The organism is Pseudomonas sp. B16(2017) (assembly GCF_002113205.1).
In the GTDB taxonomy this organism is placed as follows: domain Bacteria; phylum Pseudomonadota; class Gammaproteobacteria; order Pseudomonadales; family Pseudomonadaceae; genus Aquipseudomonas; species Aquipseudomonas pharyngis.
The window spans coordinates 1-22,032 of record NZ_NEKA01000009.1 but is presented as its reverse complement, the minus strand read 5'-3'; the positions used below and the strand labels follow the sequence as shown (position 1 = coordinate 22,032).

General features: G+C 62.1%; 19 protein-coding genes and 1 pseudogene. 4 read left to right on the top strand and 16 right to left on the bottom strand.

Annotated features, from left to right (window positions below; genetic code table 11):
* Positions 1-22: 22 nt before the first annotated feature.
* Positions 23-673 (bottom strand): adenylate kinase, encoded by a 651-nt coding sequence (gene adk / locus CAG25_RS16795; protein ID WP_064593717.1) that lies wholly within the window; start codon positions 671-673, stop codon positions 23-25.
* A 288-nt stretch (positions 674-961) separates the two neighbouring features.
* On the bottom strand, positions 962-3,592 hold the full coding sequence (gene ppc, locus CAG25_RS16790; RefSeq protein WP_085612398.1) for a phosphoenolpyruvate carboxylase: 2,631 nt from the start codon (positions 3,590-3,592) through the stop codon (positions 962-964).
* Between the two features lie 214 nt (positions 3,593-3,806).
* Between ppc and CAG25_RS16785 the strand changes: the two genes are divergently transcribed.
* From CAG25_RS16785 to CAG25_RS16775, 3 genes are all read left to right on the top strand, one after another.
* Positions 3,807-4,151: a hypothetical protein gene (locus tag CAG25_RS16785; RefSeq protein WP_011332654.1), complete on the top strand. Its 345-nt coding sequence runs from the start codon at positions 3,807-3,809 to the stop codon at positions 4,149-4,151.
* Positions 4,152-4,515: 364 nt separating this feature from the next.
* Positions 4,516-4,920, top strand: coding sequence for a DUF4398 domain-containing protein (locus tag CAG25_RS16780; protein ID WP_011332653.1), 405 nt, complete (start codon positions 4,516-4,518; stop codon positions 4,918-4,920).
* A 55-nt stretch (positions 4,921-4,975) separates the two neighbouring features.
* Positions 4,976-5,770 carry an OmpA family protein gene (locus tag CAG25_RS16775; protein WP_039769619.1) on the top strand — a complete coding sequence of 265 codons (795 nt, stop codon included), beginning with the start codon at positions 4,976-4,978 and terminating at the stop codon, positions 5,768-5,770.
* Positions 5,771-5,838: 68 nt separating this feature from the next.
* On the opposite strand, the gene CAG25_RS16770 is transcribed toward CAG25_RS16775, so the two are convergent.
* From CAG25_RS16770 to CAG25_RS16705, 14 genes are all read right to left on the bottom strand, one after another.
* Positions 5,839-6,168: a hypothetical protein gene (locus CAG25_RS16770; protein WP_011332651.1), complete on the bottom strand. Its 330-nt coding sequence runs from the start codon at positions 6,166-6,168 to the stop codon at positions 5,839-5,841.
* A complete protein-coding gene (locus CAG25_RS16765) occupies positions 6,165-7,079 on the bottom strand; it encodes an alpha/beta hydrolase (protein ID WP_085612269.1) in 915 nt (304 codons plus the stop codon). Before CAG25_RS16765 ends, CAG25_RS16770 begins: the two co-directional genes overlap by 4 nt.
* 149 nt (positions 7,080-7,228) lie before the next feature.
* Complete coding sequence (locus CAG25_RS16760; RefSeq protein ID WP_064593712.1) at positions 7,229-8,506, bottom strand: flavohemoglobin expression-modulating QEGLA motif protein; 1,278 nt, start codon at positions 8,504-8,506, stop codon at positions 7,229-7,231.
* 33 nt (positions 8,507-8,539) lie between these two features.
* Positions 8,540-9,094, bottom strand: a complete 555-nt coding sequence (locus CAG25_RS16755; protein WP_085612268.1) for a hypothetical protein — start codon at positions 9,092-9,094, stop codon at positions 8,540-8,542.
* 141 nt (positions 9,095-9,235) lie between these two features.
* Complete coding sequence (locus CAG25_RS16750) at positions 9,236-9,940, bottom strand: TetR/AcrR family transcriptional regulator (protein WP_011332647.1); 705 nt, start codon at positions 9,938-9,940, stop codon at positions 9,236-9,238.
* 118 nt (positions 9,941-10,058) lie between these two features.
* The gene (gene lysS, locus CAG25_RS16745) at positions 10,059-11,561 is read right to left on the bottom strand and encodes a lysine--tRNA ligase (RefSeq protein ID WP_007954693.1); all 1,503 of its coding nucleotides are present in this window, start codon (positions 11,559-11,561) and stop codon (positions 10,059-10,061) included.
* Positions 11,562-11,630: 69 nt separating this feature from the next.
* A protein-coding gene (prfB, locus tag CAG25_RS16740; RefSeq protein ID WP_102621447.1) for a peptide chain release factor 2 occupies positions 11,631-12,726 on the bottom strand; the annotation gives its coding sequence in 2 pieces (ribosomal slippage) (positions 11,631-12,653 and positions 12,655-12,726; 1,095 coding nt in all).
* Between the two features lie 225 nt (positions 12,727-12,951).
* Positions 12,952-13,953: a PleD family two-component system response regulator gene (locus CAG25_RS16735; RefSeq protein WP_011332645.1), complete on the bottom strand. Its 1,002-nt coding sequence runs from the start codon at positions 13,951-13,953 to the stop codon at positions 12,952-12,954.
* Positions 13,954-14,001: 48 nt separating this feature from the next.
* Positions 14,002-15,012, bottom strand: coding sequence for a chemotaxis response regulator protein-glutamate methylesterase (locus CAG25_RS16730; protein WP_085612267.1), 1,011 nt, complete (start codon positions 15,010-15,012; stop codon positions 14,002-14,004).
* A complete protein-coding gene (locus tag CAG25_RS16725) occupies positions 15,009-17,303 on the bottom strand; it encodes a hybrid sensor histidine kinase/response regulator (RefSeq protein WP_085612266.1) in 2,295 nt (764 codons plus the stop codon). The genes CAG25_RS16730 and CAG25_RS16725 overlap by 4 nt, the downstream gene beginning before the upstream one ends.
* Positions 17,300-17,983 (bottom strand): chemotaxis protein CheW, encoded by a 684-nt coding sequence (locus tag CAG25_RS16720; RefSeq protein ID WP_007954679.1) that lies wholly within the window; start codon positions 17,981-17,983, stop codon positions 17,300-17,302. Before CAG25_RS16720 ends, CAG25_RS16725 begins: the two co-directional genes overlap by 4 nt.
* Positions 17,980-19,257 (bottom strand): protein-glutamate O-methyltransferase CheR, encoded by a 1,278-nt coding sequence (locus CAG25_RS16715; protein WP_085612265.1) that lies wholly within the window; start codon positions 19,255-19,257, stop codon positions 17,980-17,982. Before CAG25_RS16715 ends, CAG25_RS16720 begins: the two co-directional genes overlap by 4 nt.
* On the bottom strand, positions 19,254-19,790 hold the full coding sequence (locus tag CAG25_RS16710) for a chemotaxis protein CheW (protein ID WP_085612264.1): 537 nt from the start codon (positions 19,788-19,790) through the stop codon (positions 19,254-19,256). The genes CAG25_RS16715 and CAG25_RS16710 overlap by 4 nt, the downstream gene beginning before the upstream one ends.
* Positions 19,790-21,412, bottom strand: a complete 1,623-nt coding sequence (locus CAG25_RS16705; protein WP_085612263.1) for a methyl-accepting chemotaxis protein — start codon at positions 21,410-21,412, stop codon at positions 19,790-19,792. The genes CAG25_RS16710 and CAG25_RS16705 overlap by 1 nt, the downstream gene beginning before the upstream one ends.
* A 525-nt stretch (positions 21,413-21,937) precedes the next feature.
* Here CAG25_RS16705 and CAG25_RS16700 point away from each other — a divergent pair.
* Positions 21,938-22,032 (top strand): annotated as a pseudogene (locus CAG25_RS16700) (type VI secretion system tube protein Hcp); the annotation flags it as partial.

Below are 22,032 nucleotides of genomic sequence, written 5' to 3'. Positions count from 1 at the left end.
ATGATGCAGCGGATCAGGTTTTTCAGCTCAGGGCTTCAAGCACCTTGGCAGTGATCGCTTCAACCGAACCGACGCCAGGGATATGGCTGTACTTCGGCTTGCCACCGTTCTTGGCGGACAGGTTCTGGTAGAACTCCACCAGCGGCTTGGTCTGCGAATGGTAGACCGACAGGCGATGACGCACGGTTTCTTCGGTGTCGTCCTTGCGCTGCACCAGCTCTTCGCCGGTGATGTCGTCTTTGCCGGCCAGTTTCGGCGGGTTGTAGACGATGTGGTAAACGCGGCCGCTGGCCTCGTGAACGCGACGACCGGCGATACGCTGAACGATTTCTTCGTCTTCAACGGCGATTTCGACCACGGCGTCCAGCTCGACACCGGCAGTCACCAGCGCTTCAGCCTGAGGAATGGTGCGCGGGAAGCCATCGAACAGGAAACCCTTGGCACAATCGGCTTGAGCGATACGGTCCTTGACCAGCGCGATGATCAGGTCATCCGACACCAGGCCGCCGGCATCCATGATGCTCTTGGCCTTGATGCCCAGCTCGGTGCCGGCCTTGACCGCAGCACGCAGCATGTCGCCGGTGGAGATTTGCGGAATGCCGAATTTCTCGGTGATGAACTTAGCCTGAGTACCTTTACCGGCCCCGGGAGCTCCCAGCAGAATGACGCGCATCGATGTGCTCCTCAATTTTTTATATAAAAAACAACGGATTCGCCTCGTGGGGCCAATCTCATAAAACGGGTCGTGGCCGACCAAACGGCCAAAGGCTGATCAAGATACACAGCAGGCTGCGCCCACACAAGACGCCAAAAGTCGGAGAAACCGGCGCCCGCCGCGACCTTGCGACGCGGTTCCCCAAGTCGCAACCCCATCATTAACTGTCGCCTGACCGCATTTTTCCTACAGTCAATAAACGGCACCCGAGGTTCGCCCCGGGTGCCCCGCCCCACGCAGAAAACCTTAGCCGGTATTTCGCAAACCGGCGGCAATCCCCGCCACAGACACCAGCAACGCCTGTTCCACCGGGCTGCCCTGCTCGACATTCTGCTGCCGCGAACGCGCCAGCAACTCGGCCTGCAATAGATGCAGCGGGTCGAGGTAGGTGTTGCGCAGACGGATGAATTCCAGGGTGTCTGGGCTATGTGCCAGTAGCTGCGACTGACCGGTCAGGCCGAGGACAACGGAACAGGCCTGCGACAATAGGTCGCGTAAGTGCGCACCCAACGGCAGCAACTCCGGCTCCACCAGACGCTCGTCGTAAGACAGCGCGATATCGGCGTCGGCCTTGGCCAGCACCATTTCCAGCATGTCGATGCGGGTGCGGAAGAACGGCCACTGCTCGCGCATCTGCCCCAGCAACTCGCCTTCGCCGCGCTCCAGCGCATTGTTCAGCGCGGTTTCCCAGCCGAGCCAGGCCGGCAGCATCAGGCGCGTCTGGGTCCAGCCGAAAATCCACGGAATCGCCCGCAGGCTTTCGATGCCACCAGCACGGCGCTTGGCCGGACGGCTGCCCAGCGGCAAGCGGCCCAACTCCTGCTCCGGTGTGGACTGGCGGAAATACTCGACGAATTGCGGGTTCTCCCGCACCACCGCACGGTAAGCAGCGACGCCGTCGGCGGCCAGTTCGTCCATCAGATGCCGCCATTCAGGGGTTGGTGGCGGCGGAGGCAACAGGGTCGCTTCGAGCACCGCCGCCAGATACAGATTGAGGTTTTGCTCGGCGATGTCCGGCAGGCCGAATTTGAATCGAATCATTTCCCCCTGCTCGGTGGTGCGGAAACGTCCGGCCACCGACCCCGGCGGCTGCGACAGAATCGCCGCGTGCGCCGGACCGCCACCCCGGCCCACGGTGCCACCGCGACCGTGGAACAGCAGCAGTTCGACTTGCTGCTCGCGGCAGATTTCCACCAGCCGCTCCTGCGCCCGGTACTGCGCCCAGGCCGCGGCGGTAGTGCCGGCGTCCTTGGCCGAGTCGGAATAGCCGATCATCACTTCCTGCGGGCCTTGCAGCCGCGCGCGGTAACCCGGCAGCAGCAACAGGCGTTCGATCACTGGGCCGGCGTTGTCGAGGTCGGCGAGGGTTTCGAACAGCGGCACCACGCGCATCGGCCGCAGTACGCCGGATTCCTTGAGCAACAACTGCACCGCGAGCACATCGGAAGCGGCACCGGCCATCGAGATCACGTAAGAGCCCAGCGAAGCGCCCGGCGCGGCGGCGATTTCCTTGCAGGTGGCGAGCACTTCGGCGGTGTCGGCCGAGGGTTTGAAATGCGCCGGCAGCAACGGCCGACGGTTTTGCAGTTCGCGGGTCAGGAAGCCGATGCGCTGTTCTTCGTCCCACTCCTCGTATTTGCCGAGGCCGAGGTAATCGGTGATTTCGCTCATGGCCGCGCTGTGACGGGACGAATCCTGACGTACATCGAGGCGCACCAGAAACAGGCCGAAGGTCACGGCCCGGCGCAGGCAATCGAGCAACGGCCCGTCGGCGATCACGCCCATCCCGCATTCGTGCAGCGAGTTGAAACACAGCTCCAGCGGATCGAGCAGGTCGCGGTTGTTGTGCAGCACATCGGCAGGCGCCGGCGTGGTCGCCGTCAAAGATGCATGAGCCCAGTTGCGCGTGGCGCGCAGCCGTTCACGCAATTGTTTGAGCACTGCCCGATACGGCTCGGCACTGTCGCCGGCCCGGGCCTTGAGCGCTTCGCTGGCCTGCTGCATCGACAGTTCGGCGGCCAGGTGATCGACGTCACGCAGGTACAGATCCGCCGCCATCCAGCGTGCCAGCAACAGCACTTCGCGGGTCACGGCAGCGGTCACGTTCGGGTTGCCGTCACGGTCGCCGCCCATCCACGAAGCGAAGCGGATCGGCGCAGCTTCCAGCGGCAAGCGCAAACCGGTAGCGGCGAACAGCGCCTGATCGGCCTTGCGCATATGGTGGGGAATCGCCTGCCACAGCGAATGTTCGATCACCGCAAACCCCCACTTGGCTTCGTCCACCGGGGTCGGTCGGGTGCGGCGGATTTCTTCGGTGTGCCAGGCTTCGGCGATCAGGCGTTGCAGGGTGTTGTGGATCTGCTCGCGTTCGGTCGTGGTCAAGTCACGATGATCTTGGGCTGCCAGTTGCGCGGCAATCGCGTCGTACTTCTGGATCAGCGTGCGCCGGGCCACTTCGGTCGGGTGCGCGGTGAGCACCAGTTCGATTTCCAGCCGCGCCAGTTGCCGGGCCAGGGATTCGGCGCTGTGCCCTTCGTTGCGCAGGCGGGCGAGCAGTTCCGGCAGCACGCGGGACTCGAACGGCGCGGCCTGGGTCTCTTCCCGGCGATGAATGAGCTGGTACTGCTCGGCGATGTTCGCCAGGTTGAGAAACTGGTTGAACGCGCGCGCCACCGGCAGCAGTTCGTCTTCGCTCAATTGATTGAGGCTGGCGCTGAGTTCGGCGTCCATCGAGCCGCGCCGGTCGGCCTTGGCGCCCTTGCGAATCTGCTCGATCTTGTCGAGAAACGCCTCGCCGTACTGGTCACGAATGGTGTTGCCCAACAGCTCACCGAGCAGGTGAACGTCTTCGCGCAAGCGTGCATCAATATCGGTCATCAGCATCTCTCCAGCAGTAATCGGTGACGGATCGCAAGTGAGTGGATGAACAGAGAGTGCCGCTCTGGAACGCTTCTTACAAGCAGACGACGAAGGGACTTTAAACCTTGAGGGTTGCAGCTAGTCTCAACAGTAAGCCGCACAACGGCTTGCCGCCGGCAGACGCCGGATACTCACCAAGACCTGCCATGAGCAGGTGCGACATGAGGTTTTTATGAAAATCCGTGAACTCGCCCAGCATTGGGAAGAAACCGCCAAGGGTCGCCTGACCGATACCGGCTACACGATTCATCTGGACGTGGAAGCCGCCGCACGGCTGGCGGCGATTGCCGAGATGTACCCCAAACGCCATGCCGAAGAACTGCTCGGCGAGCTGATCGGCGCCGCCCTCGAGGAGTTCGAAGCGAGCCTGCCGTATGTGAAAGGCTCGACCGTGGTCGCCACCGACGAAGAAGGCGATCCGCTGTATGAAGACGTCGGCCCGACCCCGCGTTTTCTCGCGTTGTCGCGGCGTCATCTGCATGACTTGTCGGCTGCTGCCGGGAAGCAGAAACACTGATTCCTGACCCTTCAGAACGGTGGGAATGGTTTGCCCTCGATGGCGTCAGTTCAGCAGCACATGTGCTGAATTCGATGGCCTCATCGCTGGCGAGCCAGCTCCCACAGTGACTGTGTCCCCCTCCGCTTTTGCGCCGTTTCTCGCCCGCGCGTACCTCTGCCCACCGCCAAAGTTCCCGGTTTAGAGCCCTGTCCGTTCGGTCAAAGTTTTTTTTGGCGATGGGCCATCTTTTCTGAACTTTTGAAAAATGCCTTCGGTCGGAACAGGTAACCACGCCTGGAACGAGCGTTTCAAAACGCGCTGACACATGACGGTTGTCACTCCTCGACCAGGATGGATTTCGAAGCTTCCAAGGAGTTAACCAATGGAGTTGAAGACCATGAAGACCCAAACCTCGTTCTCCCACCTGCGCGGTCTGAAACTGGCTGCTCTGGCCATCGGCACCAGCTTCGTGCTGGCCGGTTGTGCCGGCAACCCACCGACCGAGCAATACGCCGTCACTCAATCGGCAGTCAACAGCGCGGTCAGCGCTGGCGGTACCGAGTTCGCCGCTGTGGAGATGAAGCAAGCTCAGGACAAGCTGAAGCAAGCCGAAATCGCCATGCACGACAAGAAGTATGACGAAGCCCGTCGCTTGTCCGAGCAGGCCGAGTGGGATGCCCGCGTTGCCGAACGCAAGGCTCAGGCAGCCAAGGCCGAACTGGCTGTGAAGGACTCCCAGAAAGGTGTTCAGGAACTGCGTCAGGAAAGTCAGCGCCCAGTGCAGTAAGCGCGCATCCCGACCGCAAGGCTGAAACTCTTATCGATATAAAGGACGAACGATTATGCGTAAACAACTGATGATCCCCGCTCTCCTGGCTGCAAGCGTTGCCCTGGCTGCCTGCTCCACGCCGCCCAACCCGAACCTGGAACAGGCACGCACCAACTACGCCGGCCTGCAGGCCAACCCGCAGGCAAGCAAGGTCGCAGCGCTGGAAACCAAGGATGCCAGCGACTATCTGGACAAGGCCGACAAGGCTTATCTGGATAAAGAAGACGCCGCCAAGGTCGATCAACTGGCTTATCTGACCAACCAGCGCGTAGAAGTGGCCAAGCAGACCATCGCTCTGCGCACCGCTGAAAACAACCTGAAGAACGCCGCCGCCCAACGTGCCCAGGCCCGTCTGGATGCCCGCGATCAGCAGATCAAACAGCTGCAGGACAGTCTCAACGCCAAGCAGACCGACCGCGGCACGCTGGTGACTTTCGGTGACGTGCTGTTCGCCACCAACAAGGCCGACCTGAAATCCAGCGGTCTGGTGAACATCAACAAACTGGCGCAGTTCCTCCAGGAAAACCCTGATCGCAAAGTGATCGTCGAGGGCTACACCGACAGCACCGGTACCGCGAGCTACAACCAGTCGCTGTCCGAGCGTCGCGCGACTTCGGTGCAGGTTGCGCTGATCAAGATGGGTGTAGACCCTTCGCGTATCGTCGTACAGGGTTATGGCAAGGAATACCCAGTGGCGGATAACACCTCGGTCTCGGGCCGTGCGATGAACCGTCGCGTGGAAGTGACCATTTCCAACGACAACCAGCCAGTGATGCCGCGTTCGGCCGTGAGCTCGACCGCGCACTGATTCGCTGAGCGGTAAATGAAAAGCCCCGCCTGATTTGATCAGGCGGGGCTTTTTTGTCCGTCGCAGATTTACTCTTCGAGCTTCTGCGGCGTCTCTTGGCCCATGCAGCGCACAGCCTTTTTCTGACTGTTGACCAGCACCCCGGTCAGGCCTTTCTGTTCGGTGTCGAACAGCACCAGCACGCCATCGATGCATTGCGCCACTTGCGGCGCCGGGGTCAGGGAGACCTTGTAGTCTTCGCCGGGAACGGTCTTGAGCATGGTGAAGTCGTTGAGCAGCAACGCATCCTCGGGTTTGGCGAAGTGCAGGTAGCCGTAGTACCACAGGGCGCCGACGGTGCCGAGGATGCTGCAGATGCCGGTGATGATCAGCGGGATGGCGTTACGTTCTTCACTCATTGCGGACTCTCTGGTGGTTCGTCTTCAGAATTCGGGGGTGTTGGATAATTCGGGATCTCGCCGAGGCGGCGCAGGCCGTTGAAGTGTTCGGGATCGTCGAGGTAGCGCAGCATCACCTGACGCCAGACCGGGTCGCCGAAGGTCTGCACATGCCCGCCCCGAGTCAGCTGCAGCACACGCGGTGGCGGCGCAGCTTGATACAGACGGATGCCGTTGGAAAGGGGCACCAGCGGATCGTCGAGGCTGTGGAAGATCAGTTTCGGCACGCCGTTGAGCTGCGGCATGGCGTTGATCGCACTGTCGCTGTCCGGCACCAGCCATGACAGCGGCACCTGAAACGGCCAGGTCAGCCATGAGGTGCTGAGGGCGTATTGGCCGACGCTGCGGTAACTGGCGGGCACGCCGTCGAGTACCAGGGCCTTGAGCTGTTTTTGCCTTTCCGGATGTTGCACCAGCCAGTGCACGGCCATTGCCCCGCCGAGACTCTGGCCCAGCAGCACCAGCGGTTTGCCTTTGACCTCCGGCGCCTTGTCCAGCCAGGCGAAGGCGGCATCAATGTCCTGATAGATCGCCGGCAGGCTCGGTTCGCCCTCGGACAAACCGTAACCGCGATAGTCCACCAGTAGCACTTGATAGCCGTTCTTCGGCAACCACCAGCTCCCGCCCAGGTGCATCGGCAAATTGCCGCCGTTGCCGTGCAGGTGCAGCACCGTGCCCTTGACCTCAACCCCGGGTTTGGCCGGCAGCCACCAGGCATTCAGCTTGAGGCCGTCGGCGGTGGTCAGGGTGACGGTGCGGTATTCGAGCTTGGCCTTTTCTGGCGTGAAAAGCTGACCCGGTTCGGGGTAGAACAGCAAGGAACTGCAACCGCCGAGGGTCAGGAGCAGGCAAAGGATGCCGAGGATTCTCATCCGGTGAAACCTCGCAAAATTTCGGGTTGGAACACAGATCAAACCTGTGGGAGCGAGCCTGCTCGCGATGGCGGCGTGTCAGGCAACTTCACTTTTGAACGTTGACCGCCATCGCTAGCAGGCTAGCTCCCACAAGGGATATTGGTTGGTTACAGGATGTTGGAGTAATCCGCTTCGATCCGGTCCAGGCTCAAGTGATTGAGGAAGTTGGAGAAGCACATCCACGCCGACAACGCATTCATGTCGCGGAACTGGTCCGGCAGGTACTTCGGCGGCACCACCAATCCTTCGTCCACCAGCTGACGCAGGGTTCGCATGTCTTCCAACGTGGTCTTGCCACAGAACAACAGCGGGATCTGCTCGAGCTTGCCCTTGCGCACGGCCAACTGAATGTAGTTGTAAACCATGATGAAGCCCTTGAGGTAGGACAAGTCTTTGGTGAATGGCAGGCCGGTCGGCGTCGAGCCACGGAAAACCCGACTGGCGTTGCCGTAGCTTTCCGCCATCTCGAAGCCCTGCTCGCGGAAGAACTCGAAAATCTGCAGGAAGTCCGCGCCCTCCTCGACCATGTGAATGGCACGGGTGCGGTTGGTCAGTTTGCGCAGACGGCTCGGGTAGGAGGCGAAGGTGATGATTTCCATCAGGATCGCCAAGCCTTCCTGAGTCACGGTCGACGAGGGCGGGCCTTTGGAGAGGAAGGTGCAGATCGGCTGATTCAAACCGTTGAGCGTGGTGCCGACGTGCACCAGGCCTTCGTGAACCTCCAGCGCCCGCACGTCGCGGTCGTTGAACATCGCATCGGTGCGGATCTTGATGTAGTCGGCACCCGCCGCCGCGTCGGCGACGATGCCGTCGGACTCGAACACGCGGATGGTTTCCTCGGCCTCGCCGAACACCTTGTTCAGGCGAGTTTGCAGCAGGTGCACGGCGTCTTTGGCGGTGAGGATCTTCGGTTCGTCCTTCAGATCGCCACGGCCGTCGATGTTGTTCAAATAGTCCGACATCATCAGGCCGAGGTCGGCGAGGGTCGGGTCGCCGGCGTGAAACGCATCGGACGCGGCGCCGTACAGCTCCTGGGAAATCAGGCCGAAATCCTCTGTGCCGCGCGCTTCGAGCATGCGCACCACCATCCGGTATTCCTTGCACATGCGGCGCATGATCTGGCCGACCGGGTTGAACTGGCCGAGCTGGCGGGTGATGTCCCGCTCGATGTTCTGGAATTCCAGCTTGACCTTGCTCGAATCGAAGGACAGCGGCCGGTTGAGGTAGTAGTCGCGATCCACCGCCGGCAATTCCTTGCCCTTGGCCTTGAGGAACCCCTTGCGGATGTTCTCGTCCCACTTGACCGCGTCGAGCACGCGGATCGGCGTCTGCGCCAGCACTATGCGATCGGACAGAATGCGTATCGTCTGCTGGTAATCGTCCACCCGAAACTCCTGTAGAAAACGTGACGAACTGAATTATTTGGCTTTGGCTTGATGCTGATAGCGCGCCGCTTCGACGAAGACGTCGGAATTGGCCGGATCGTCGAGGTAAGCAAAGACCTTTTCAAGCGGGCTGTCGACCTGCACGCCCTCGCCGTCATCGGTCTGGAAGCCCTGGCCGTCGAGGGTCTTCTGGGCGATGGCCTGGTTGATCTGTTCGAGGTCGAGGTTGTAGATCACCAGCTCGCGCTTGTCGGTGATCTCGAAACCGGCAATGGTGAAGTGCCCGCCGTATTGCGCCGGCACCTTCGCCGACAGGTACCAGCGGTTGCCATGGCGCGACACCGTGAACGGATAGGCTTCACGCTCCCGGGGTTTGGCTTTGAAATACGCAACCGCCTGATAGCGGTCGTTGCCCAGGCACGTCAGCTCCAGATTCATCGGCTCGCCCCAGGCATTGGTGCTCGACCATTGGCCGAGCAGGCCCTTGGGCGCCGGTTCACTGGCGGGCAGCGGCTCCTTGAAGGTCACCAGACATCCGCTGAGCAGCAGGAACGACAAGGCGATCAGCACGCCACGCCAGGCTTTCATTCGACACTCCCTAGAACCTGAAACACCTTCCCCTGTGGGAGCGGGCGTGCTCGCGAATACGGTTTCACATTCAACACTTCAGTTGACTGACCCACCGTATTCGCGAGCAAGCCCGCTCCCACAAGGGACCTCGATTGGCTATCAGACCGACGCGAGTACCAGGTGCATATAGCGCGTCAGAATGCCGAGCATGTCCTCTTCGGCCAAAGGCTCGGCGTCGTTGAGCAGGCCCTGATATTCCATCCGTCCGATAATCGCCGTCAACACCTTGGCATCCTGCTGCGGCTCGCGTGAGCCCAATACCTGGAACAACTGGCAGGTGCCCTGCAACAGAATCTGCTGATGGGAACGCACCAGTTCCGCCAGCCGCGGGTTGAGCAGTGCTTCCTGACGGAACGCCTGCTCGGCCATCAAATGCTCGCGACGGTTGACCAGTTGCCGATGCACGTAATCAGCCATCAACCGGGCGATATCGTCGGCCAGTTGCGAACGCGACTCCGGGCTGCCGTCGCCGCTGACCACCATTTCGCGCAGCAGGCCTTCGTTGTTGATCCACAGCTTGGCCATGTAGGCCGCGCTGCGCTCGACGTACTGGGCGAAGGTATCGGTGAGCAGGTCATCGATGTCCTTGAAGTAATACGTGGTGGCCGACAGCGGCACACCGGCCTCGGCCGCCACCGCCCGGTGACGCACGGCCCGCACGCCGTCGCGCACGACAATGCGCATCGCCGCATCGAGAATGTCCTGTCGACGCTGTTCACTGCCCTGCCGGCTGGCCTTGCGGCCCTGGTACTGAACACTTTCAGCGACCGCAGTGGCGATTCCCGCTGCACCCTCTTGAGCCATTGCACCGATCACGACAGGCATACCTCTGTTGTTTTCTTCAAAATTAACCATTTGATACGTTTGTACCAGACAGGCAATAAAAAGCCGCCCATTTCAGGCGGCTTTTTTATTGAAACACTTACGCTTGCGGCCGCATGTGCGGGAACAGGATTACGTCGCGGATCGACGGGGAGTTGGTCAGCAGCATCACCAGACGGTCGATGCCGATACCTTCACCTGCCGTCGGCGGCATGCCGTACTCTAGCGCGCGAACGAAGTCGGCGTCGTAGTGCATGGCTTCGTCGTCGCCGGCGTCCTTGTCGGCCACCTGCGCCATGAAGCGCTCGGCCTGGTCTTCCGCGTCGTTCAGCTCGGAGTAGGCGTTGGCGATTTCACGGCCGCCGATGAACAGCTCGAAGCGGTCTGTGACGTTCGGGTTGTCATCGTTGCGACGGGCCAGCGGCGACACTTCGAACGGGTACTGGGTGATGAAGTGCGGTTGTTCCAGCTTGTGCTCGACCAGCTCTTCGAAAATCATCACCTGCAGCTTGCCCAGACCTTCGAAGCCCAGCACCTTGGCGCCGGCCTTCTTGGCGATGGCGCGAGCCTTGTCGATGTCGTTCAGGTCATCGGCGGTCAGCTCTGGGTTGTACTTGAGGATCGAGTCGAACACCGACAGGCGCACGAACGGCTCGCCGAAGTGGAACACCTTGTCGCCGTACGGCACGTCGGTGCTGCCCAGAACCAGCTGCGCCAGCTCGCGGAACAGTTCTTCGGTCAGGTCCATGTTGTCTTCGTAGTCGGCGTAAGCCTGGTAGAACTCCAACATGGTGAATTCTGGGTTGTGACGAGTCGAAACGCCTTCGTTACGGAAGTTGCGGTTGATCTCGAACACTTTCTCGAAGCCGCCAACCACCAGACGCTTGAGGTACAGCTCCGGCGCGATACGCAGGAACATTTCCATGTCCAGCGCGTTGTGGTGGGTTTCGAACGGCTTGGCCGCGGCGCCGCCAGGAATGGTCTGCAGCATCGGCGTTTCGACTTCGAGGAAGTCGCGCTTCATCAGGAAGCTGCGGATATGCGCGATCACTTGCGAACGGACGCGGAAGGTCTGACGCACGTCTTCGTTGACGATCAGGTCAACGTAGCGCTGACGGTAGCGCTGTTCGGTGTCGGTCAGGCCGTGGTGCTTGTCCGGCAGCGGGCGCAGGGATTTGGTCAGCAGGCGCACGCTGGTCATCTCGACGTACAGGTCGCCCTTGCCGGAGCGGGCCAGGGTGCCTTCGGCGGCGATGATGTCGCCCATGTCCCAGGTTTTCACCGCGGCCAGGGTTTCTTCGGACAGGGTCTTGCGGTTGACGTAGACCTGGATGCGACCGGTCATGTCCTGGATCACCATGAACGAGCCACGGTTGAGCATGATGCGACCTGCAACCTTGACCGGGATCGCAGCCTCTGCCAGCTCTTCCTTGGTCTTGTCCGCGTACTGTTTCTGCAGTGCTTCGCAGTAGTTTTCGCGGCGGAAGTCGTTCGGGAAGGCATTGCCCTTGGCGCGCTCGGCAGCAAGCTTTTCCTTGCGCAGGGCGATCAGGGAGTTTTCTTCCTGTTGCAGGGCTTGCGGATCGAGTTGTTGGTCGCTCATGTCTTTAAATATTCCATCACAGGTTCGTTGCCCCCGCCGATGGCGGGGGACTTGAGGTCGGGTGAAAGCTTACAGGCCCGATTTCAGGCTGGCTTCCAGGTATTCGTCGATGTCGCCGTCGAGTACCTTGTCGCAGTCGCTGCGTTCGATGTTGGTGCGCAGATCCTTGATCCGCGACGCATCGAGCACGTACGAACGGATCTGGTGCCCCCAGCCGATATCCGACTTGGTGTCTTCCAGCGCCTGGGACGCCGCGTTGCGCTTCTGCATTTCCTGCTCGTACAACTTGGCCCGCAGCATTTTCATGGCGGTGTCCTTGTTGGCGTGCTGGGAACGTTCGTTCTGGCAGCTCACCACGGTGTTGGTCGGTACGTGGGTGATACGTACGGCCGAGTCGGTGGTGTTTACGTGCTGACCACCGGCACCGGAGGAACGATAGGTGTCGATCCGCAGGTCTGCCGGGTTGATTTCGATTTCCACCTTGTCGTCGATCTCTGGCGAGACGAAAACCGCGGAGAACGAGGTGTGACGACGGTTGCCGGAGTCGAACGGGCTCTTGCGCACCAGACGGTGCACGCCGATCTCGGTACGCAGCCAGCCAAAGGCGTATTCGCCCTTGATGTGCACGGTCGCACCTTTGATCCCGGCGACTTCACCGGCCGACAGCTCCATGATGGTCGCGTCGAAACCGCGCTTGTCGGCCCAGCGCAGGTACATGCGTAGCAGGATGTTGGCCCAGTCCTGGGCTTCGGTGCCGCCGGAACCGGCCTGGATGTCCAGGTAGGCGTTGTTCGGGTCCATCTCGTGGCTGAACATACGGCGGAATTCGAGCTTGGACAGGGACTCTTCGAGACCTTGAAGGACTTCGACGACGTCGTTGACCGCGCCCTCGTCGTTCTCTTCAACAGCCATGTCCAGCAGCTCGCGGCAATCGGCCAGGCCACCGTTCAGTTCGTCGAGGGTGTCGACGATCTGCGCCAGCGCAGCGCGCTCGCGGCCCAGTTCCTGGGCGTATTCAGGTTTGTTCCAGACGGCAGGATCTTCAAGCTCGCGATTGACTTCGATCAGACGCTCATGCTTTTGATCGTAGTCAAAGATACCCCCGAATAGTTTCGGAGCGCTCGGACAGGTCCTTGATGGTGTTCAGGATCGGGTTGATTTCCATGACGGGCAGCACTCGTTGGCGAACTTTTGAAAGCCGGCGAGTATAACGTAATCAAGCTGTCACGGCAGCCCGTCTGGCGGCTGTTAAGGCGATTCACTTGACATGGCCTGACACAGATCCCTGTGGGAGCGGGCTTGCCCGCGAAGGCGGAGTATCAGTCGACATCATTGCTGAATGACCCACCGCATTCGCGAGCAAGCCCGCTCCCACAAGGGTATCGCGTACCTATTCGATGCCGACCTGATTGCGCCCGTTGTTCTTGGCCAGGTACAGGCCGCGATCCGCCGCCGAGATCAGCAACCGGCAGTCGCTGCCCGACTCCGGCACCATGGTTGCCAGGCCGATGCTGATGGTGAGGCTCGAGCCCTCGGCCGGGGCATTGTGCGGAATCTTCAGCGCCGCGACCGTCTGGCGCAGCTTTTCCGCCACCAGTCGCGCCCCGCCCGGCGAGGTGTTGGGCAGCACCAGCGCAAATTCTTCGCCGCCATAACGCGCCGGCAGATCGGACGGCCGGGCACTGGCCTCGCGGATGGCCGTGGCGACCTTGCGCAAGGCTTCGTCGCCTTCGACGTGGCCGAAGGTGTCGTTGTAGGACTTGAAGTAATCGACGTCGATCATCAGCAACGACAACTGGCTCTGGTCGCGCAACGAGCGGCGCCATTCCAGCTCCAGGTATTCGTCGAAGTGCCGGCGGTTGGACAGCCCGGTCAGGCCGTCGGAGTTCATCAGCCGCTGCAGGACGAGGTTGGTGTCGAGCAATTGCTGCTGGCTGACCCGCAACGCGCGGTAGGCCGCGTCCCGTTGCAGCAACGTCATGTAGGACCGCGAGTGATAGCGGATCCGCGCCACCAGTTCGATGTTGTCCGGCAGTTTCACCAGGTAATCGTTGGCCCCGGCGGAGAACGCCGCGCTTTTGATCAGCGGGTCTTCCTTGGTCGACAGGACGATGATCGGAATGTCTTTGGTCGCCGGGTGATTGCGGTATTCGCGCACCAGGCTCAGACCGTCGAGGCCCGGCATCACCAGATCCTGCAGGATCACGGTCGGCTTGATCCGCACCGCATGGGCCACGGCAAGATGCGGGTCGGAGCAGAAGTGGAAGTCGATGTTCTCTTCATTCGACAGCCCACGGCGCACGGCTTCGCCGATCATCGCCTGATCGTCCACCAACAACACCATGGCGGCGTTCTCGTCGGTTTTGATGTCATCGATCTGTAAGTCATTCATGGGCGGTCACCTGAGTGCTGCGGGGGCCAGGATTGCCGATGGACGTATTCATTTGGGGAATATCTCCAGCAATCGTGGCGCTATCTTTTCCAGTGGACGGATTTCTACGGCCGCGTCAATGGCCGCTGCGGCCTTGGGCATGCCGTACACCGCACTGCTTTGCTGATCCTGCGCGATGGTCAGGTAACCCTGTTGGCGCATGAGCTTAAGCCCTTGCGCCCCGTCGCGTCCCATCCCTGTCAATAAAACCCCTACTGCGTCACCGTTCCAGTAATTGGCGACGCTTTCGAAAAACACGTCGATCGAGGGGCGGTAGATCTCGTTGACCGGCTCGGCGGTGTAGGCCAGCGTGCCGTTCTTGAGCAAACGAATATGGTGATTGGTGCCGGCCAGCAGCACCGCGCCGGCCTGCGGCGGTTCGCCTTCGCGAGCCAGACGCACGTCCAGGCCGCTGGCGCTGGCCAGCCATTCGGCCATGCCGGCGGCGAACACCTGGTCGACATGCTGCACCAGCACGATGGCCGCCGAAAAGTGGCGCGGCAGGCCCTTGAGCAAGACTTCCAGCGCCGCCGGGCCACCGGCCGAAGAGCCGATCGCCACCAGTCGCTGGCGCGAGGCGGTACTGCGCGGTGTCGCAGGTGCCGGGCGCGAGCGGGCGGTTTTCTCGCCGATCAGCCAGCCGATATTGAGGATTTTGCGCAGCAGCGGCGCCGCCGCTTCCTGAGGATTGCCACCGCCGATGGCCGGGGTGTCGACCACGTCCAGCGCGCCATGGCCCATGGCTTCGAACACCCGGTGCACATTCTGCTGGCGGTCCACGGTGACGATGACGATCGCGCACGGGCTCTCGGCCATGATCCGCCGGGTGGCCTCGACGCCATCCATCACCGGCATGATCAGGTCCATCAGGATCAGGTCCGGGGTGTTCTCCGCGCACAGGCGCACCGCTTCGGCGCCGTTGTTGGCGACCCACAGCACCTGATGCGCCGGCTCGAAGGCCAGCGCGCGACGCAGGGCCTCCACCGCCAGGGGCATGTCGTTGACGATTGCGATCTTCATGCCCGCGCTCCTCCGATGAGCTCAACCACTGCGTCGAGCAGGGCGTCGTCATGAAAACTGGCCTTGGCCAGATAATAGTCGGCCCCGGCGTCCAGTCCACGGCGGCGGTCTTCCTCGCGATCCTTGTAGGACACCACCATCACCGGCAGCGATTGCAGACGGTTGTCGCGGCGCAGCAGCGAAACCAGCTCGATGCCGTCCATGCGCGGCATGTCGATGTCGGTGATCAGCAGATCGAAATCCTCCGAACGCAAGGCGTTCCAGCCGTCCATGCCGTCCACCGCAACGGCGACGTCGTAGCCGCGATTGAGCAGCAGCTTGCGTTGCAGTTCGCGCACGGTCAGCGAGTCGTCGACCACCAGAATCCGCTTGCGCGCGGCTTCCGCCGCCTGATTGCCGTGGCGCGCGATGCGTTCCAGACGCCCGGTGTTGAGCAGTTTGTCCACCGACCGCAGCATGTCTTCGACATCGACGATCAGCACCACCGAGCCGTCGTCGAGCAAGGCCCCGGCGGAAATGTCCTGCACCTTGCCCAGCCGCTCGTCCAGCGGCAGCACCACCAGCGTGCGCTCGCCAATGAAGCGCTCGACCGCCACGCCGTAGATCGCATCGCGCTCGCGGATGACCACGACCTTCAGGGTGTCGCCGCTGTTCTGACTGGCCGGACGTTGCAATAACTGACTGGCCGCGACGAGCCCGACATGTCGGCCCTCGTGCCAGAAATGCTGGCGCCCTTCGACCTGCACGATGTCCTCCGGCGCCAGGTCGCACATGCGCTCGATGTGCGCCAGCGGGAAGGCGTAGGCCTCGTCGCCGACTTCCACCACCAGGCTGCGCACCACCGACAGGGTCAGCGGCACCTCCAGATGGAAACGGCTGCCCTCGCCCGCCGTCTGCTCCAGCACCACCGCGCCGCGCAACTGGCGGACCATGTGCTGCACGGCATCGAGGCCGACGCCACGACCGGAGACCTCGGTGACCTTGTCGCGCAGGCTGAAACCCGGCAGAAACAGGAAGGTCAGCAGTTCTTCTTCGCTCAACTGGGCGGCGGTTTCGGCCGGCGACAACTGACGTTCGACGATGCTGCGCCGGACCTTTTCCAGATCCACGCCGTTGCCGTCATCGCTCAGTTCCAGTACCAGCAAACCGGCCTGATGCGAGGCGCGCAGACGGATCAGGCCTTCCTCCGACTTGCCCTTGAGCAGGCGTTCCTGTGGGGTTTCGATGCCGTGATCGACCGCGTTGCGCAGCAGGTGCGTTAGCGGGGCTTCGAGTTTCTCCAGCACATCGCGGTCGACCTGGGTCTTCTCGCCCTCGATCTCCAGCCGTACCTGCTTGCCGAGGCTGCGGCCGAGGTCGCGCACCATCCGCACTTGCCCGGACAGCACATCGGCGAACGGCCGCATGCGGCAGGCCAGTGCGGTGTCGTAAAGCACTTGCGCGCGCTGGCTGGCCTGCCAGGCAAACTCGTCGAGTTCGGCGTTTTTTTCTGCCAGCAGTTGCTGGGATTCGGCGAGCAAACGCCGCGCATCCTCCAGCGCTTCCTGAGCTTCAAGGCTCAGGGCATGTTCCTTGAGGTGCACATTGAGACTCTCCAGTGCCCGCAGACCGTTGCTCTGCATGCGCTTGAGGCGCTGCATCGTGGCCAGGTGCGGCTTGAGGCGCTGGGTTTCCACCAAGGATTTGCTCGACAGATCGAGCAGGCTGTTCAGACGTTCGGCGGTGACCCGCAGCACCCGCTCGCCACCTTCGGTGGCGCGTTTGCTCTTGCGCGGCGCGGGTTCCGGTTCGGCAACCTCGACCGGGATTTCAACCGGCGCAGGCTCCGCCACCGACGGTGGCTGAAGCTGCAACTCGGCCATCAGCGGCGCACTCGCAGCGGCGGGCACTAGTGGCGGCGCCGCCGGATCGAGCAATCCGCCCATCAACGCCACATAAGCCTCGATGTCCGCCGGTTGGGGGGCGTTGGCCGGGGTGGCAATGCGCATCAGCAAGTCGGTGCCCTGCAACAGCGCGTCGATATGTTCCGGGCGCAGGAACAACCGTCCTTCCTGCGCACTGACCAGACAATCTTCCATCACGTGGGCGACGCTGACGCCGCTGTCGATGCCGACGATCCGCGCCGCGCCTTTCAAGGAGTGCGCCGCACGCATGCACGACTCGAGCTGATCGGCCTGGGTCGGGTTGCGCTCCAGCGCCAGCAGCCCGGCGCTGAGCACCTGGGTCTGGGCTTCGGCTTCGAGGCTGAACAGCTCAAGCAAGGAGGCGTCGCGCATTTGCTCGGGGGTCATGTGAGGCTCCGGGACACGGCGGACAGCAACTGTTCTTCATCCAGCCAACGCAGGCTGCGACCTTTGAAAGGCAACACGCCTCGGGTGTATTTGGCGCTGGCTTGCGCACCGGAGCGTGAGGCGGCATCGAGGATTCGCTCGTCGATGGCGTGAATCCCGTCGACTTCGTCCACCGGCACCACCACCGGCCCGCCCTGGGCCGAGATGATCAGCATGCGCGGCATGATCCGCGCGCCGGTCGCCGGGGCCGCGTTGCTGTCGAGGTCGAGCAGTTCAACCAGCGACAGGCACGCCACCAGCGCACCGCGCACGTTCGCCACGCCGAGCAAGGCCCGGGAGCGCTGGTGCGGCAGCGAGTGAATCGCCTGCAACGGCGCGACCTCCACCAGACTGCGGGTGGCCAGGCCGAGCCATTCTTCGCCGAGGCGGAACATCAGCAGCGACCGGGTCTTCAGCTCGGTTTCGACCTGGGTCGCCACCGGGTCGCGCTCGTCCTGCTGCAACGCATAGCGGTCGAGCAGGCGTGTGGCGGCGGCGGAATACACCGAGCAATTGCGGCAATGGATGTGCTCATCCAGCAGCGGACAGGACTTGTCGCCGTGGATGCCGATGCGGTTCCAGCAATCGTCGATAGCCCGGGCGTCTTCGTGGGTGACGTTCAAGGTGTCGGACGGGATCATCGTTTACGCTCACTGTCGGCGGTGCGGTCGCTGCGGGCGGCGCGCTCCTGCAATCGTCTGGCGCCGGCCGTGTCGCCCTGGGCTTGCAGCAAGGCGGCCAGGTGCATCAGGGCTTCGGGGTGTTGCGGCTCAAGGTACAACGCTTTGCGGTAAAAGCCCTGGGCTTCGAAGGCGCTGCCGGCGACATCGCTGAGCAGGCCGAGCCAGTAGAACACCTGGGCCACCGGCTCATGGCTGCGCAAATACTGCTCGCACGCGGTGCGGGCCTCGGCGCTTTTGCCTTCGTTGGCCAGGGCGGCGATGTTGGCCAGCAAGGTCGCCGCTTCGGGGTTGGTGCTTTTAGCCGTCGCCGGCAAAGGCGTCACGCCAGCAAACGGACGGTTGCGCACCGGCGGCGGTGGCGTGCTGCGCAGCGGTTGGCGCACAGGCAACGGCAGCGCAATCGCGGTCGGCATCGGCAACGGTTCGGGTTGTGGATCGCTGTGACGGCTGAAGGCGAAGGACTGTGGAATCCCGATCGAACGCATGCCCAACCGCCCAAGCAGGCTGCCCTCGGCCGGGCCGATAAACAGCACGCCATCGACATGGGTCAGGCGCTTGAGCACGGCGAATACCTGCTGCTGGGTCGGCTGATCGAAATAGATCAGCAGATTGCGGCAGAACACGAAATCGAACGGCGGCTCGTTGACCAGCAATGACGGATCGAGCACGTTGCCGACCTGCAGGCGCACCTGTTCGCGGACGATTTCATTTACCCGAAAGCCCTCGTTCTCGGCGAAAAAATGCCGCTCGCGAAAGTCCAGTTCCTGGCCGCGAAACGAGTTTTTGCCGTACAGCGCCCGCCGCGCCTTGTCCACTGACAAGGGGCTGACGTCCATGCCATCGACCTTGAACTGATGGGGCTTGAGGCCGGCATCGAGCAACGCCATGGCAATCGAATAGGGTTCTTCGCCCGTGGAACACGGCAGGCTGAGGATGCGCAGCGCGCGCATATTGTTCAATTCGCCCAGGCGTTTGCGCGCCAGTTTGCCCAGCGTGGCGAAGGATTCCGGGTAACGGAAAAACCAGGTCTCGGGGACGATCACCGCTTCGATCAGCGCCTGCTGTTCATCCCGCGAGCCTTGCAGGGTCTGCCAGTACTCATCGGCATTCACCGTTTGCGACAGGGTGATGCGCTGGCGCACGGCCCGTTCGATGATCGCCGGCCCGACCGAAGCGACGTCGAGGCCGATGCGTTCCTTGAGGAAATCGAAGAAGCGCTGGTCGCTGCTCATGGCTGCTCCTCAAGCCGCGCCGGATCCAGCGGCGGTGTCGGGAACAGCAACGTGCGCACCGACTCGTCCAGCAAGTCGTTGACCCGCACCCACTGCACCAGCCCCTGCGCATCCTCACGCACCGGGCCCAGGTACGGCGCCTGACGATTGTCGAGGCCGTACGGCTGGAAATCAGCCGGGTTGCAGCGCAGGGTATCGGTGGCCTGTTCGAGGATCAGGCCCAGCCATTGCGAGGGTTGCGAGTCATCCACGCGGTAATGCACCAGCACCAGTCGCGTGCTGGTACGCGCTTGCGCAGGATGGCCGAAGGTCAGGGCACTGAGGTCGATCACCGGCACCACTGTGCCACGGTAGGCGAACACCCCCGCCACCCAGTTCGGCGCCCGGGCAATCGGCTTCAACGGCAGGCGCGGCAGCACTTCGGCCACTTCCATGGCACGCAAGGCGTAGCGTTCGCTGCCGATGCGAAACAGCAGGAACAACGCCTGCTTCGCCACCGGCGCAGCGCTGCGTTTGGCGGTGATTTCGCTCATCAGACTTTGAATCGCGAAACGCCGCTGCGCAGGCCCACGGCCACCTGGCTCAGTTCGTCGATGGCGAAACTGGCCTGACGCAACGATTCGACGGTCTGGCTGCTGGCATCACCCAGCTGCACCAGCGCGTGGTTGATCTGCTCGGCGCCGGTGGCCTGGGCCTGCATGCCTTCGTTGACCATCAACACCCGCGGCGCCAGCGCCTGCACCTGATGGATGATCTGCGACAGCTGCTCGCCGACCTGCTGCACTTCGGCCATGCCGCGCCGCACTTCCTCGGAGAACTTGTCCATGCCCATCACCCCGGCGGACACCGCCGACTGGATCTCGCGGACCATCTGTTCGATGTCATAGGTGGCGACAGCAGTCTGATCCGCCAGACGCCGCACTTCAGTGGCGACCACGGCGAAACCGCGACCGTATTCACCGGCCTTCTCCGCTTCGATCGCGGCGTTCAGGGACAGCAGGTTGGTCTGGTCGGCGACCTTGACGATGGTCACCACCACCTGATTGATGTTGCCGGCCTTCTCGTTGAGGATCGCCAGTTTGGCGTTCACCAGATCCGCCGCGCCCATCACCGAGTGCATGGTGTCTTCCATCCGCGCCAGGCCTTGCTGCCCGGAACCGGCCAGCACCGAGGCCTGATCGGCGGCAGTGGAGACTTCAGTCATGGTGCGTACAAGGTCGCGAGAGGTTGCCGCGATTTCGCGGGATGTCGCGCCAATTTCAGTGGTGGTCGCAGCGGTTTCGGTGGCGGTCGCCTGTTGCTGCTTGGAAGTGGCGGCGATCTCGGTCACCGATGTGGTGACCTGTACCGACGAGCGCTGGGCCTGGGACACCAGCGAGGTGAGCTCGGTCATCATGTCGTTGAAGCCGGTTTCCACGGCACCGAACTCGTCCTTGCGGTCGAGGTTCAAGCGGCTGCTCAGATCGCCGGTGCGCATGATGTCGAGGATCTGCACGATGCGGTTCATCGGCGCCATGATCGCGCGCATCAGCAGCAGACCGCAGAAACCGGCGGCCAGCACGGCCACCAGCAGTGAGACGAACATGCTGACCTTGGCCGCCGTCACGGCCTCATCAATGTTGGCCATGGCCTTGTCGGCGACTTTCTTGTTCTCGCCAATGATGTCGTTGAGCTTCATCCGGCCCGAGTACCAGGTCGGAGTCAATTGTTCGTGGAACAGCTTGACGGCGTCGGCTTCCAGATTGCGCTTGTGCAAATCGAGCACCGCATCCTGAATTTTCAGGTAGGCATCGTGATATTTCTCGAACGCCGCGAATTCGAGCTTGTCCTCGTCCGTCACCACCGTGCCACGATAATTGGCCATCTGTTCCTGAAGCCGAGATTCGAAAGCCTTGTAATCGGCCGCATCTTCACTGCTGATGCCCTGCCCTTCCTTGAGCCCCAGCAGTTCCTGTGTTTGCAGATAACTGTCGACCCACGCGCCACGAATCATCGAGCTGTAATAGACGCCGGGAATCGCGTCGTCACGGACGCTGTTTTCACTGGCTTCGATTTTCAGCAGCCGCGAATACGAGACGACCACCATCAGCAGCATGATGGCGATAATCACCGCAAAGCTCGCCAAAATGCGTTGGCGCAACGTCCAGTTCTTCACAGTCAGTCCTCGGGGCGGGTCGAAATGCGGGGGAGTATAGCTGAGGGCGGTGTTTCATTTATAAGACGGTTTGCCGCGCTCTAGCCTTCCGGCATTAAACGGGGTGGGCTCTGGACAGGGACTTTCAAGGAATCGGAGGGTGGCGTGCCAGTGACGCAATGGCAAAAAGGGGCGATGGATTGGTCATTTCAGTTTTAGATGATCCGAAGAGGCGGTAGCCATGTGCCATGGTGCGCAACTTCTTGCGCACTTGATTCGCGAAATCGCCGCCTTATTTCGCTACAGCCCCCGGTTACCGTCGCCTGTAGCCGAGTGCGCAACTTCTTGCGCAGTACTGCGCAAGAAGTTGCGCACTTTTGCTTTCATCGCTGTTCAAAAAACGCTCAAACACGCGAGCCAGAGCGGTCAAGTCCCCGGCTCCCGGGGACGCACCAAAAGCTGGCACGCTCCTTGATAACAGTCAGGTACCCACCGGGCGATTTCGCCTCCCGGGCACCCTAACTTTATCCGCAAGGAGCACCTCCCATGGCAACACCAGCGTACATGTCGGTTACCGGCGAAAAACAAGGCCTGATCACTGCCGGCGCCTTCACCGCCGACTCCGTTGGCAACACCTACCA